Consider the following 13596-nt stretch of genomic DNA (forward strand, 5'->3'; position numbering starts at 1 on the left):
AAAGTCAAAGCAAATATTTGCAGAGACTTTTGTAAGGCAATTCTCTTTTACTAGAAGAAAAAAATGTGTAAATTCTAATGAATTTCTATCAAAAATACCTTTTTCTTACCGATATGTAATAAAGCAAACTTCCCATCAAAAAGCTTGGATTGAAAAGTTGTTTGTAAATTCACTTCAACATTATTTATTTTAATTGCTTTTTTTTCAATAAATTCACGAGCTTCACGTTTTGAGTGAACTAATTTTTTTTCAATCAACGATTCTATGATATTGTTATTTTTTTTAACAGTTAAAGTAGGAATTTGATTTTTTAAAGAAGTGATTATATCTATTGATAAAGTTGTGATATCAAAGTTTTTATTAAATAAAATTTCACTTGTTGCTTGCGATATTTTAGCATCATTTTCACTGTGGATGTCTTTTATAACTTCGTATGCTAAAACCTTTTGAGCATATTGATTTGCTGGATCTTTAATATGTTTTTGCATAACATTCTCGATTTCATCAAGTGATAAAAATGTTAGTCATTTTAAAAGTTTTTCAATTTGGCTATCTGGTTGCTTATATAAAAATTGATACATATCATAAGGTTTAGTCATATTTTTATCAAGTCATAAACTTCCACCACCAGTTGATTTACCAAATTTATTTCCATTTTCATCTGTTAATAAGTTAGTTGTAAAAATAAATGCTTGATGATCGTTTCCTATTTTTTTTGAAATCATTTCTAATCCAGTTGAAAGATTTCCCCATTGGTCAGAACCACCTACTTGAATTTTTACATTATAATCTTGATATAAACGAATAAAGTCTCATCCTTGAATTAATTGATAAGAAAATTCAGTAAAACTTAATCCGTTTTCAATTCTATTAGCAACTGAATCCTTTGATAACATATATGCAACATTAACTAATTTTCCTACATCCCTTAAGAAAGTAATTAAATTCATATCTTTGTAAAATTCATAATTATCTACTACACATAATCCAAAATGTTCAAGCTGCATTTTGATTTTATTTTTATTTTCTATTAATTCTTTTTCATTAAGCAGTTTTCTTTCATTGATTTTAAACGAAGGATCACCAATCATCCCGGTAGCCCCACCTAGGATTGCAACGGTCTTTCATCCTGCTTTTTGCATACGAAGTAAGGTTAAAATTTGCAGATAATTACCTAAATGCAAACTAGTTGCAGTAGGGTCAAATCCAGCATATACAGCATCATTTGTAGTTAAATTATTAAATTTATCAATATTACTATGTTGTTTTAAGATACCACGATTATTTAATTCTTTTAATATATTTTTCATTAAAATCCAAAGTCCTTTCCGATATCGTTTTTAGTTCCAAAAATTAAACCATCACCATTTAATCCTAGGCTTTTATAACCCGATAACATCCCAAAACTTTCAACATCTAAAAGTTTGCTTAATAAAACAGCGCTACCATCATTAATAACTGTTCCAGGAAGTGCTAAAACTACTATTTTACCAACCTGTGAATCAGCTGTATTTGTTACAATTTGAATTAATTTATCTTTATTTATATTTATTTTAAGAATGTATAATTTATCACTATTAGGATGATTATTTCTTTCTATAATTTCTCCATAAATAAATTTTTGTTCATCTTTTATAACAAGACCTTCTGTTTTAGCAATTTGCATCAATATACTTTTTTGCTCTGTGTTTAAAGTAAAATAACTTTGATTTCCCTTAATATCAAGCAACTTATTATCAAGAAGATTAATTGAATTTACATTGTTTTGCGAATCTATGAAAAATATTGCATTCTGTGTTCTAATTTGTTTATTTATAACTACTTTTGCATCCACGAATATAATAGATGTATTAGAAAAAAACTTATTTAAATTATTACATATAATCATATTTAACATTATAACATTTTTTATTATAATAGATAAGTATGAAAAAACTAGCAATTATTATTGATTCCTCTAGTGGGCTGACAAAAGAACAAGCACAAAGACTAGGATTTTATTATTTACCACTTATTATCCAAATAGATGGAAAATCATATCAAGATGGTATTGAAATAACTAAAGACAATTTGTTTACAGTATTTAATAAGAATACTAAAAATGTTTTAACATCTGCAACACCAATTGGTTATGCAAGTGATTTATTTGCCCAATTATCTAATGAATATGAAAATTTAGTTGTATTCCCTATTTCAATGCATTTATCGGGCCAATATCAGATTTTAAAAAACCTTGAGCAGGAATTTCCTAAACTTAAGGTGATTGCTTCTTTAAATCTTTCTTTTACAGTCTTAGATCAAGTTTCAAGATTTAAAAAAGAGTTTGCTCTGAGCAACGATGTAGACTTATCGATTAAAAATGTATCTGACTGAAATAAAAGTTTAGATATTACATTGATACCTAAATATAATGATTATTTAGTTCGTGGAGGTCGTTTAACACCAGCATTAGCAACCTTAGCAAAACTTTTAAAAATAGTTCCATTAATTCGTTTTCGTGAGGGTAAATTAGTTAAACAAGGAAAAGGGAGAATCTTTTTAAAAAGTGTTTTTGATGAAATTAACCGCAAATTAGAGTTAAAAGAAAACCGAGATTTAGTTCTTTTAACAGCAAATGGTGATTTTGATCAAGAAATTATTGATTATTATAAAAATTCTTATGATGGTAACATTCTAGTTTTTCCAATCCCTACTGTTGTTGCTATTCATACTGGGCCAGAAGCGATAGTAATTGGGACAGGTGAAAATATTGTTGATTCGTTGAAAGAATATGAAAGAATATAGTTTTTTTGCTAACGATTTAGAACAACTAAAAGAGAATATTCAAACTTTTTTACCTATAATAAAACTAAAAAAGTATCTTTTGTTATCTGGTGAATTAGGTGCAGGAAAAACAACTTTTGTACAAGTTTTAGGTAAGTTATTAGGAATAAAAGAAAATATTACATCACCTAGTTTTAATTATATGAAAGTTTATAACGGATTAGTTCATATTGATTTATATACATATAAAGGTGATATTGATGAATTTGAAGATTACTTTGATGACAATATTGTAGCTATTGAATGACCGGAAAAAAAGAATTTACTTTTTGATGCATATGTAAAAGTTGACATAAGTTTTGATAATACAAGAAAGTATAAAATTGAAATTGTATAATTTATTTTTGGATACCACTGGAAAAGATTTTTGTATCGCTTTATTTGACCTTAATTTTAATTTAATAAAATCAGTGATTTTAGAAAATTATAAAAAAAAGATAGATTTAATAGTTAAATATTTCAATGATTTTAATATAAAAATTAATGAAATTAATGGTTTATATATAAATTTAGGTCCTGGTTTTTTTACAGGAGTTCGAGTTGGTTTTGTTTTCTTTAGAACACTAGCATTGGCTAATAATATTGATTTTTATACAACTACGACATTTGAACTTTTGATGATGCAGAATGATAAAGATACTTTTTACACCGATGCACAAGGAAAAAAAGTTTATTTTTTTGATAAACAGATGTTCTTAAAAACAGAAGATATCTTTGAAAGCACTAAAGTTATTGATGCAACAGATAATATAACCCTTGATAACATTAATTACCAGAAAGTTATTTCCAAATTCCTTGCTTATCAACACATTTTTACAAAAAAACATCCATTAGAAGTTGAACCTACATATATTAAAAAACCACAAATAGGAAGTAAATAATGCGTATTTTAGGTATCGAAACATCACATGACGATACATCATTAGCAATATTAGAAGATGGTAAGATTTTACAGTTATCCACAATTTCACAAATTGATATTTTCAAAGAATATGGTGGAACAATCCCAGAGTTAGCTTCCAGAGAACATGTTAAGAACATTGCTGTTTTACAAAAAATAATTTTTAATAAATATCCTATTGAGACAATAGATTACGTTGCCTATACAAAGGAACCCGGATTAATAGGAACCTTACAAATTGGTTTTTTATTCGCCTATGCCATAGCACTTTCTATTAATAAATTGCCTATACCAATTAATCATTTGCACGGACATTTGTTTTCAGCAACAATTGATCAAGATGTTGAATTCCCTGCTTTATGTTTACTTGTTTCGGGAGGTCACACACAACTTATTCTTGCTCATGATGTTTTTGATTTTGATATTATTGGAGAAACATTGGATGATGCAGTTGGAGAATGTTTTGATAAAGTTGCCGTTAAATCTGGGTTAGGTTTTCCTGGTGGTGTTTTAATTGATAAGATTTCACAAACTTATCAAGGTGAATATATAAAATTTAGCAAACCACATACTAAAAATCCATATGACTTTTCCTTCAGTGGTTTAAAAACACAGGTTTTGAATTATATAAATAATCAAAAAATGAAAAATATTGATATTGATATAAACCAAGTTGTTGCAAGTTTTCAAAAAACAGCGATAGAATATTTGTGTGAAAAAACAACTGCTGTATTGAACCAATATAAAGTTAAAACATTAATTTTAGGTGGTGGAGTTTCGGCAAATTCAGAACTGCGTAAAGAATTTGTTAAATTACACCCAAATACCATCATACCAAAATTAAAATATGCAACAGATAATGCAGCTATGATAGCACAAGCAGCATATATAAGACTTACAAATAAAATATATTAAAAAATAACAAATTAAGTATAATTAAATAATATGAATTTATCAAAGATGTTAGATTTTAAAACAACTGAAATGCGAATTGCAGAAAGTGCTTTAAAACAGATAAATAAACTTGAAAAATATGTTTCACAACTTAGTGATGAAGAACTAAAAAAACAAACAGAAATTTTCAAGAAATTTCTTGCAGAAGGACATACATTAGAAGAAATTCGTAATGATGTTTTTGCGGTTTCGCGGGAGGCTACCAAAAGGGTTTTAGGTAAGCGTCCTTTTGATGTTCAGATTTTAGGTGGACTTTTATTAGATTTAGGTTCTGTTGCTGAGATGAAAACAGGTGAAGGAAAAACGATAACTTCAATTGCACCTGTATATTTAAATGCCTTATTGGGTAAAGGCGCTATTGTTTCAACAGTTAATGAATATTTAACAGTGCGTGATGCTGAAGAAATGGGACAAGTTTTTAACTTTTTAGGTTTAACCGTAGGAATAAATAAAGCACAATTAGATCCCGATCACAAACGAGCCGCTTATGCGTGCGATATAACTTATTCAGTGCATTCAGAATTAGGTTTTGATTATTTACGTGATAATATGGTGCAAAATGTTGCTGAAAAAGTTCAGCGAGGGCTTCAGTTTTGCTTAATTGATGAGGTTGATTCAATTTTAATCGATGAGGCAAAAACACCTTTAATTATTTCAGGGGGTGAACAAGAAGATGTAGCAACTTATTTTTCTGCAGACCAATTTGTTCGTACCCTAGGCCCTGATGATTATATCATAGACGACGAATCAAAGGCTGTTGCTTTAACTCACCAAGGAATTGCTAAAGCAAATCGTTTTTATAAAACTAAAAATATTTATAACATCGAAAATTCTGAACATATACATTTGATTCAGAATGCTTTGCGTGCCCATAAAATTATGCGTGTTGATGTTGAATATATAGTACGTGAAGGGAAAATCGAACTAGTTGATAGTTTTACTGGCCGGATAATGGATGGTCGTAGTTATTCCGAAGGATTGCAACAGGCAATACAGGCAAAAGAAATGGTTGAAATTGAAGCGGAAACCAAGACTCTAGCGACAATAACATACCAAAACTTCTTTAGAATGTTTAAAAAACTATGTGGAATGACAGGAACAGGAAAAACTGAAGAACAAGAATTTATTGATATTTATAATATGCGAGTGAATGTAGTTCCCACAAATAAACCTATCGCCAGAATTGATGAACCTGATTCAATTTATGGAAGTTATGAAGATAAATGAAATGCAGTTGTTGAAAAAATAGCAGAACTTTATCATAAAGGACAACCAGTATTGGTAGGAACTGCACAGATTGAAGAATCTGAATTATTGCACCGAATGCTACTTCATAAAGGGATTCCACATACAGTTTTGAATGCAAAACAAAATGCTCAAGAAGCTGAAATTATTTCAAAGGCAGGTAGTGTTAAATCAGTTACAATTGCTACTAATATGGCTGGTCGTGGAACCGATATCAAACCATCACCTGAGGCATTAAAATTAGGTGGATTGTATGTTTTAGGAACCGAAAAAGCTGAATCGCGAAGAATTGATAATCAGTTGCGTGGTCGTTCCGGTAGACAAGGTGATATCGGAACAAGTAAATTCTTTATTTCTATGCATGATCAACTAATGCGTCGTTTTTCAACCTTTGATGTTTTTAAAGATGCTTTCAAAAGCGAAGATGGAAGCGAAATAACTGATAAAAATACTAAATACGCATTTAATCATGCCCAAAAGAAAATCGAAGGATTGAATTATGATTCGCGTAAATCAGTGTTGCATTATGATGATGTTATTCGTCAGCAAAGAGATTTGATTTACTCACAGCGTGATTTAATTTTGGGTTCACCTAATATTGATTTTATTGTTCGTAGAATGATTGCTTCATCAGCTCGTGCAATAGTGAAAAGTGGTGAATATCAACTTCATAATAAAATTTATAATTATGAAGGTTTAGTAAGTTTTTTAAATGCTAATATCGGTCAGTTAGTTAAGTTTGAATTTAATTTACAAGAAATTAGTGCGATTCATGAAAGCGATTTACCAGATTATGTTTCTAATATTGTTTTAAGTGTATATCAAGAATGACTTAAGAATGCAGCCGAAAAAACATCACACGAAGAATTAGTTGATTTAAAACGTGCTACAATCCTAAGGGTTTTAGATAATAAATGACAAACTCATATCAACCGTATGGATAAATTGCGTTCAAATGTGCATTTGGTTCAATACTCGCAAAAAAATCCTTATCAAATTTATACCGATGAAGGAACTAAACTTTTTGAAGCATTACTAGATGATATAGCATACAATGTTATGTTAAGTATTTTCTCAAATCATGTTGGCAAAAAATCCCTTATTACCAAAGAAATGCTTTCAGACCCAGTATTTTTACAAGTTAAAAATAATTTTAGTTTAGATCCTTATAAAACATTGGAAGAACAAGAACAAGAGTTAGTTGATTTATATTATTCTGTTGTCAGAAGAATTGAAGAAATAAAACAGCAGGAAATGCTTGAAAATCAAAATTCGGATTTATCAAAAAACTAAAAACCTGTTTTATTAATAAAATAACGGCATTTTTTCGCTTTTTAATTATTTTATTATCTAAATATAGTAAAATTACAGAGCATTAAATATTGCAAATTAAATCTCAATATAACGAACTTTAATAAAGGAGAATAATTATGGAAAAGTGTTCATGTGGAAGAATAGGATGTAAAGGAGAATGTAAGGTAAATAAAACACATTCTCATAATGCTGTTACTTGCAAGGATGTCAAATGTCATTTAAATAAACAAACTACTGAAAAATCTATTGCTTGTCCAAATTGTGGTAAGGTAGGTTGCAAAGGTGAATGCGAACTTCAAAAAGCACATGTTTGTCCATTATGTGGTAAATTAGGTTGTCGTGGTGAATGTAAAATGAAAAAAGAAGAAGTTTGCAAACACTGTGAAAAAAAAGAGTGTAAGGGAGAATGTAAATTACAAAAATCACAAACCTGTCCACATTGTGGTAAAACAGATTGCAAAGGATTATGCAAACTTAAAAGACCTGAATCAACATGTCCAAAATGTAAAAAACCAGAATGTAAAGGAAATTGCTCAACATTAAAACCAGGTGAAACTGCAACTTTTAAAGATTTAGCTTCTGAATTTGAAAAATTCTCAGATAATTTAAAGAAAAAGTAAATTGCATACACATAGTATGCTTTTTTACTTAAATAATTATGAGAAAAGTTAATATTACACAATTAATTTTATTTATTTTGAAAGTTACTTTTATAGGTTTTGGTGGAGGCAATGCCTTAATGCCTATTATTAAAAGAGAGGCAGTTGAAAAAAGAAACTGAATTACACTTGAAGAGTTTGAAAACATTGTCATTGTTACCAATTTATTGCCAGGCGCTTCTGTTATTCAAACACTTTCATATATATCAATTCATTTATTAGGTAAATGAAAAGGAACATTAATTACACTTATAGCAATTTTACCCCATGTTTTACTTGCTTTTGCTTTTTTAATTTTAGTTAATAAAATACCAATTCAGTATGTAAGAATCCTATCAGTAGGTGTTTTAGTGGCGATTATTGCATTTTTGTTGGAATTTGCAATTAGATTTATTAAACAAGCAAATAAAGCAATTTTTATGCCTTTATGACTTACTATTTTTATCTTTGCATTTTCATATAGTTTTTTTTGTTCCGGCACCATATAACATTCCGGTAGTAGCAATTTTTTTAGTTTTATTAATATATTCAATAATTTTTTTGATTTTATGAAAAAAGAAAAAACAAATTAAATTAGGAAGAAAATAATGATTTTGGCTTTTTTAGTTGCTCTACCTTTTTTGATTTTAATTTCCTTATCAGTATTTGGTGGAGGACAAGTTTTTATGCCAATCTTTCGTTGATTATGAATGTTTTTGGCACAAAACTTTGATGCAAATATTAATGATGACGATATTAATACAATATTCACTGTTGCAAATTCTACCCCTGGTGTAGTTTCAACAAAATTTGCTTTTTTTACAGGTTATATAATAGCAAACGGACAATGATGGGGTTATTTAGCAATGTTTTTAACATACCTTATTTTTTGCTTACCTGCAATTATTATTATGGTGTTAGCAATGAAATATATTAATAAGTTCAAAACTAATACATTTGTAAAAAATATGTTAATTATTATGCGTCCAATTGTTGCTGGAATTATTTTATCTCTCGCATTACAGTTATTTTTAGCTATCTTTGTCCCTGAAGTGTCATTTAATAAATCGCTGGCTAAATATGCGATAGAAAAAAAAGAAGTGTTTTTTGTTGGATATCGAAATATATTATTAAAAATATATGTCCCGATAGGAATTTTGTTTTCATATTATCTTGCTAGGAAAAAGTTTTCATTATTTTTAATTATTGTTATAAATATAGCTATTTCATTTTTTTTGTTTGCAATTCCTTTTTCAGGCAGTTAAAAAACTTTTATCCCTAAAATATAGGCATTTTTTTGAAAAAGTATTATAATATACCTATATTTTATTTAACAAGGAGAATAAATGACAAAAAAAGATTTCTTATTGGAAGTTGCTGATAGATTAGAGACATCACCAAAAGATGTTGAAAAAGTACTTGATGCAATGGTTTTTGTTCTTAAAGAACAATTAATTGCAGAAGACACAGTTAGATTATCACACTTAGGTATTTTCTCTACAGTGGTTAAAAAACAACGTACAATAGTAAACAGATTTACAAAAGAAGAGCAAGTTGTTCCACAAAAACGTGTGATTAAATATAAACCTTCTAAATATTTAAGAGATTTAGTCGATTTAAAAGCTTAGTCATCCAGTATATTTAAAATACATGGAAATTCTAAAGAAAGTTCTTTGGAATTTTTTATTACATCATCTAATTTAATTGAATGTATACCATCTTTAAATAATTTACATAAATACCTTGTATAAATTTTAAAAAAACGATTTACATGTGAAAAAAATATAACAACAAAAGCTATCCCTCCATTTGAATTGATATTATTTAAATAATCTATTTGATGTTCTTTAAGGTTTGCTAAATCAAAGCGATCTTCGTTACAACTTTTTGCTTCAAAACACACAAAAATACCTTTATAGCAGCCGATGTAATCAACAGTACTTTTTTTGTAAATATTTGAATCTCTTACTACTAATTTCTTACCTTCCTTAGTTATTGTTTTTAATGTAACATCCAATCCTTTCTTTTCAATATAAGCAATTTTATGTCTTCAATAATAATCTATCGTTTTATTCAAAACTGATTCCAAAAACATTCCACGATTTTTATTCATATTTTATTTATAATTAAAATACATTAATGAACTAGAACAGAACATAAAATAAACTTATTTATAAAAATAATTTAAAAATACTGTAAAATACTTTAAAGGAGTTAAATGAAGAGAAAACTTATTATTGGTAATTGAAAAATGAATAAAACTTATTCAGAATCCAAGGAATTTTTTGAGAAATTTGGTGATTGATATTTTTCTAACAATGAATTATTACCAAAAAACATTGAATTTGGTATCGCTGTACCTGCTGCTAATTTATGTTCATTTGTTGTTAATACAGTTGAAAAATTTCGCTTAGCAGCACAGGATTGTTCACCATATGAATCAGGTGCTTATACAGGTGATACATCTGCGAGTATGCTTATCGATTTAGATGTATCGTATGTTATTTTAGGACATTCAGAAAGACGTAAATATCATTTTGAAACAGACGAGTTAGTAAATGTAAAAGCAAAACAAGTTATTTCATACCATTTAAAACCAATTATATGTGTTGGTGAAACATTTGAGCAATATCAGGCAGGACAAACCAAAGAAGTTATTAAAAAGCAACTTGAAGTTTCTTTAAAAGATTTAGATTTGAAAAAAGTAGTTATCGCATATGAACCAATTTGAGCTATCGGTACCGGAAAGGTTGCAACACCTGAAATAGCACAAGATATTTGTAAATATATCCACGAAATCACATCAAAAGATGTGGTAGTGCAATATGGTGGAAGTGTTACACCAAGTAATATAGCAGAATTATCTAAACAACCTGATATCAATGGATTTTTAGTTGGTGGTGCTTCATTAGAACATAAAAGTTTTATTGATTTATTGAAAAATACTAAATAAGATTGGCATAATAAGTTATGCCTTTTTTATTATAATATCATTAAAAAAATAAAAATTAACTTTGTTTTGTTATAATAGATATACTATTTTAAAATTAAGAATTTATATTGAATAAGCATAGGAGACAAATGGAAAAAGTAAATATTTTTGCTTTAGGTGGGCAAGATGAAAATGGTAAAAATTGTTATGTTTTAGACTACAACGATGATTTATATGTTGTAAATGCAGGTGTAAAAATACCAATTAACTCTAATAATGGTGTTGATACACTAATTCCTGATTTTACTTTTTTAGAAAAACATCGCAAAAAAATTCAAGGTATTTTTATTACAGATATTCGTAATGAAAGTTTTTCTGCACTTCCGTGACTTTTAATGAAAATACCAGGATTAAAAATTTATACATCTTTTATAAATAAACAAATCATCCAAGAACGCCTTAATAAATACAATATTAAAAATGATTCGTATAAATTAATTGCTCTATCAGACCGTAAGAAAATTGGAAACATACTTGTGCAACCTATCGGACTACCAGGAAGCGCTCCAGGTAACTTAGGTTTTGATTTTATTACACCAAATGGTGATTATGTGTTTATGTTTAATTATATTGAAGGTGATTTAGGAATTTTTGGTAGAACTTGATTTTTACATTTACCAAAACTTTTTAATAAACGTAAAATTAATGCATTGGTTACTGATGCAGGTAAAGATAAGGGTGGTGGTAGAGCAATTGAAAAATTATATCTACCTGATAGTGTAGAAAAAACATTTAGATTTGCAAAACCAAATACTAAAATAATAGTAGGTGGTTATAGTGAAGATATGGTATCGATGCAGCAGATTATAGAACTTGCTAATAAATATAATCGTCCAGTAATACCTTATGGAAAAGCATACGCAGATTTGTTATTTTTAATGAAGCAAATTCAAGCAAAAATAAGTCCAGATTTTAAGTTCCCCGAAATAATTGATTACAAACAAATTAGTAAGCATCCAAATGCTGTTGTGCTTGTAACTGGTGCTATTGAACGTTTATATACCCGTTTTATAAGAATTCTTAATAACGAAGATGTATATTTAAAAATAGATTCAAATGATAGTGTAATTATGATTGCTCCTCCAGTTAACGGTCTTGAATCGCTTGCAGCTGTAACATTAGATGAAATTGCAAAAAGGACATCAAATTTAGTTGATATTTCTGAAAAAGAATATTTTTATTGTCGTCCGAGTAAAGAAGATGTATTTAATTTGGTTAAGAATCTTAAACCCACTGTTTTACTACCTGCTCAAGGGTTGTATCGTTATTTAGTAGATTTAGTTACATACATAAAAGAAGATAAAAATTTAGCAAAAGAAGTTAATCCGATTGTTTTATTAAACGGAAAAGTTGCACATTTTGCATATGGAAAATTAATTTCACATAATGGTAAAATTAAAGATGTTGGAGATACCATTATAGATGGTTTTGGTGTCGGGGATATTTCATCAGAAGTTTTAGCAGAACGTGAAGTTTTAGGTCGCGAAGGTGTAATTATTATTAATTCGCTTTATTCAGCAAAAACCAAGAAAATTATTGGACAATTACATATCAATTATGTAGGTGTTATCGATGTGCAAGAGCAACCAAGAATAAATGATTTGATTAAAGATACAATTATTGAAATTATTAATACCAAAACTTTTACTACAATGCGTGAATTCAATGAAAAAGTCAGAAAAACAGTAAGAAAAAGAATCTTTAAAATAACCGATAAAGATCCAATGATCGCTTTTTCACTAACAACTATATAATATGAAAAAAAGTAAATTATTTAATTCGCTAGGTTTAAAATTCATTGAATTTTTACCTAGCAACCATATTACTTTAGAAAAAAAACTCAAAATTTGAAAGTTAATTTTAATTTTGAGTTTTTACCTTATAAGTCTGCTTTTTTGTGCTTTATATGTATCAAAAATTTTACCTAATTGACTGCAATGAACATATTTATATACATATGGGCTTTTATTTGGAAATAGCATCTTTTTTGCATTATTGTTTGGATTTTTAGCGATATTAGTATGAATTTTTACTTTATTTACTAAAAAGAAAGCTATCAGTTGAACATCTCGTGTGAATAAAATAGATTTTGTTGCATTTAAAAATTGAATGTTGAAAATTTTACTATTTCTCTTTTTGTTTTTTGTTATCTTAACTCATTTAATCCTGCATTATATATACAATCATGATGTAGAATTTAACACAAAGCTTCCTGCACATATTTTTAAAAACGGTTGATATGCAAAATTTATGACATCGAAACAAAAAGTAACTATTGAGGATATTTCAATTTATAATAATGTTGGGGTTGTTTTTGATACACTTATTAATTTGTTTTATTTACCTACATTATCAAGTTTATTAGTAATTTTATTATTAATAGGTATAGTCGTTTTTTTGTGTTTATATATCCTTGATATCAAGTTAATTATCAAGAAAAATAAGTGAAATATTCAGCAATATAAGAAATTTATAAATTCGCATAAAAGTTTTTATTTATCAACTACTCATTTTGAAAAATATCTTGATTTTTTATTTAAAGCAGCAAAATTTTATGATATAGATTACAAAAAAACATCTTTTAAATTACTAGAAAAGAGTATACTATCAAGAGTTGATGAGCAAATAGTGAATCAACTGCTTAAAAATGCTGTTGAAACTTCAATAATTCAACAACAACAAAATGAAGATTTCTTAGATGAACTAGATAAATTAGATTTTAATTAAAG

The 13596-nt window shown here is 27.7% G+C and carries 15 protein-coding genes; 12 read left to right on the forward strand and 3 right to left on the reverse strand.

What is annotated here, in order from left to right; all coding sequences use genetic code 4:
• Positions 1–74 precede the first annotated feature (74 nt).
• Both tyrS and tapR read right to left on the reverse strand, forming a co-directional pair.
• Entirely contained in the window at positions 75–1310 is a 1236-nt protein-coding gene (gene tyrS, locus ACXYRP_RS01780; protein ID WP_458615098.1) for a tyrosine--tRNA ligase, read from the reverse strand.
• A complete protein-coding gene (gene tapR / locus ACXYRP_RS01785; protein ID WP_458615099.1) occupies positions 1310–1888 on the reverse strand; it encodes a TyrS-associated PheT N-terminal domain-related protein TapR in 579 nt (192 codons plus the stop codon). Before tapR ends, tyrS begins: the two co-directional genes overlap by 1 nt.
• 38 nt (positions 1889–1926) lie before the next feature.
• Here tapR and ACXYRP_RS01790 point away from each other — a divergent pair, with 38 nt between their 5' ends.
• The 9 genes from ACXYRP_RS01790 to ACXYRP_RS01830 all read left to right on the forward strand — a co-directional run bounded on the left by ACXYRP_RS01790 (position 1927) and on the right by ACXYRP_RS01830 (position 9503).
• The gene (locus ACXYRP_RS01790; protein WP_458614299.1) at positions 1927–2784 is read left to right on the forward strand and encodes a DegV family protein; all 858 of its coding nucleotides are present in this window, start codon (positions 1927–1929) and stop codon (positions 2782–2784) included.
• Positions 2771–3160: a tRNA (adenosine(37)-N6)-threonylcarbamoyltransferase complex ATPase subunit type 1 TsaE gene (gene tsaE, locus ACXYRP_RS01795; RefSeq protein WP_458597212.1), complete on the forward strand. Its 390-nt coding sequence runs from the start codon at positions 2771–2773 to the stop codon at positions 3158–3160. Before ACXYRP_RS01790 ends, tsaE begins: the two co-directional genes overlap by 14 nt.
• Positions 3161–3167: 7 nt before the next feature.
• Positions 3168–3704, forward strand: a complete 537-nt coding sequence (locus ACXYRP_RS01800; protein ID WP_458597213.1) for a tRNA (adenosine(37)-N6)-threonylcarbamoyltransferase complex dimerization subunit type 1 TsaB — start codon at positions 3168–3170, stop codon at positions 3702–3704.
• Positions 3704–4639 (forward strand): tRNA (adenosine(37)-N6)-threonylcarbamoyltransferase complex transferase subunit TsaD, encoded by a 936-nt coding sequence (tsaD, locus tag ACXYRP_RS01805; RefSeq protein ID WP_435130082.1) that lies wholly within the window; start codon positions 3704–3706, stop codon positions 4637–4639. Before ACXYRP_RS01800 ends, tsaD begins: the two co-directional genes overlap by 1 nt.
• Before the next feature lie 30 nt (positions 4640–4669).
• Positions 4670–7216, forward strand: coding sequence for a preprotein translocase subunit SecA (secA, locus tag ACXYRP_RS01810; protein WP_458614296.1), 2547 nt, complete (start codon positions 4670–4672; stop codon positions 7214–7216).
• Between the two features lie 137 nt (positions 7217–7353).
• The gene (locus tag ACXYRP_RS01815; RefSeq protein WP_458597215.1) at positions 7354–7857 is read left to right on the forward strand and encodes a hypothetical protein; all 504 of its coding nucleotides are present in this window, start codon (positions 7354–7356) and stop codon (positions 7855–7857) included.
• Positions 7858–7895: 38 nt separating this feature from the next.
• The gene (locus ACXYRP_RS01820; protein WP_458615100.1) at positions 7896–8384 is read left to right on the forward strand and encodes a chromate transporter; all 489 of its coding nucleotides are present in this window, start codon (positions 7896–7898) and stop codon (positions 8382–8384) included.
• A gap of 99 nt (positions 8385–8483) precedes the next feature.
• On the forward strand, positions 8484–9140 hold the full coding sequence (locus ACXYRP_RS01825) for a chromate transporter (protein WP_458615101.1): 657 nt from the start codon (positions 8484–8486) through the stop codon (positions 9138–9140).
• Positions 9141–9221: 81 nt separating this feature from the next.
• Entirely contained in the window at positions 9222–9503 is a 282-nt protein-coding gene (locus ACXYRP_RS01830; RefSeq protein WP_435130097.1) for an HU family DNA-binding protein, read from the forward strand.
• Here the strand turns inward: ACXYRP_RS01830 and recU are convergent.
• Entirely contained in the window at positions 9500–9988 is a 489-nt protein-coding gene (gene recU / locus ACXYRP_RS01835) for a Holliday junction resolvase RecU (protein WP_458597218.1), read from the reverse strand. The two genes, ACXYRP_RS01830 and recU, sit on opposite strands and share 4 nt — an antisense overlap.
• A 105-nt stretch (positions 9989–10093) precedes the next feature.
• Between recU and tpiA the strand changes: the two genes are divergently transcribed.
• From tpiA to ACXYRP_RS01850, 3 genes are all read left to right on the forward strand, one after another.
• Complete coding sequence (gene tpiA, locus ACXYRP_RS01840; RefSeq protein ID WP_458597219.1) at positions 10094–10828, forward strand: triose-phosphate isomerase; 735 nt, start codon at positions 10094–10096, stop codon at positions 10826–10828.
• 128 nt (positions 10829–10956) lie between these two features.
• Positions 10957–12621 carry a ribonuclease J gene (locus tag ACXYRP_RS01845; protein WP_458607681.1) on the forward strand — a complete coding sequence of 555 codons (1665 nt, stop codon included), beginning with the start codon at positions 10957–10959 and terminating at the stop codon, positions 12619–12621.
• A 1-nt stretch (position 12622) separates the two neighbouring features.
• The gene (locus tag ACXYRP_RS01850) at positions 12623–13594 is read left to right on the forward strand and encodes a hypothetical protein (RefSeq protein WP_458597221.1); all 972 of its coding nucleotides are present in this window, start codon (positions 12623–12625) and stop codon (positions 13592–13594) included.
• Positions 13595–13596 lie beyond the last annotated feature (2 nt).

It is taken from the genome of Mycoplasma sp. 5912 (assembly GCF_054353835.1).